1 protein-coding gene is annotated in these 1,139 nt (G+C 55.8%); it reads left to right on the top strand.

The window, feature by feature from the left end:
• On the top strand, window positions 1-1,137 hold a 1,137-nt coding region (gene tuf / locus BS300_RS20805; protein WP_071915113.1), incomplete at its 5' end, for an elongation factor Tu.
• Window positions 1,138-1,139 lie beyond the last annotated feature (2 nt).

A 1,139-nucleotide genomic window follows, 5' to 3' on the forward strand; every position in this document is an offset into this window, starting at 1 on the left:
ACCATCGGCCACGTTGACCACGGTAAAACCACCCTGACTGCAGCTATCACCAACGTGCTGGCCAAGCACTTCGGTGGTAAAGCTTTCGCCTTCGACCAGATCGACAAGGCACCGGAAGAGCGTGAGCGTGGTATCACCATCAACACCTCCCACGTAGAATACGACACCGCTACCCGTCACTACGCACACGTAGACTGCCCGGGTCACGCCGACTACGTTAAAAACATGATCACCGGTGCTGCCCAGATGGACGGCGCGATCCTGGTAGTAGCAGCGACTGACGGCCCGATGCCGCAGACTCGTGAGCACATCCTGCTGGGTCGTCAGGTAGGCGTTCCGTACATCATCGTGTTCATGAACAAGTGCGACATGGTAGATGACGAAGAGCTGCTGGAACTGGTCGAGATGGAAGTTCGCGAACTGCTGTCCGAGTACGACTTCCCGGGTGATGACCTGCCGGTAGTCCGTGGTTCCGCACTGAAAGCGCTGGAAGGCGAAGCTCAGTGGGAAGAGAAGATCCTGGAACTGGCTGGCCACCTGGACAGCTACATTCCGGAGCCGGAGCGTGCAATCGACCTGCCGTTCCTGATGCCTATCGAAGACGTATTCTCTATCGCTGGCCGTGGTACTGTAGTAACCGGTCGTGTAGAGCGCGGTATCGTTAAAGTTGGTGAAGAAGTGGAAATCGTTGGTATCAAAGATACCACCAAGACCACCTGTACCGGCGTTGAAATGTTCCGCAAACTGCTGGACGAAGGTCGTGCAGGCGAGAACATCGGTGCACTGCTGCGTGGCGTGAAGCGTGAAGACGTAGAGCGTGGTCAGGTACTGGCCAAGCCGGGCACCATCAAGCCGCACACCAAGTTTGAATCTGAAGTGTACGTACTGTCCAAAGAAGAAGGTGGTCGTCATACCCCGTTCTTCAAAGGCTACCGTCCGCAGTTCTACTTCCGTACTACCGACGTGACCGGTACCATCGAACTGCCGGAAGGCGTAGAGATGGTAATGCCGGGCGACAACATCAAGATGGTTGTTACCCTGATTGCACCGATCGCGATGGACGACGGCCTGCGTTTCGCTATCCGTGAAGGTGGCCGTACCGTAGGTGCTGGTGTTGTAGCTAAAGTTATCGCTTAATC

This window comes from Aeromonas sp. SCS5, from assembly GCF_001887375.1.
In the GTDB taxonomy this organism is placed as follows: Bacteria; Pseudomonadota; Gammaproteobacteria; order Enterobacterales; family Aeromonadaceae; genus Aeromonas; species Aeromonas jandaei.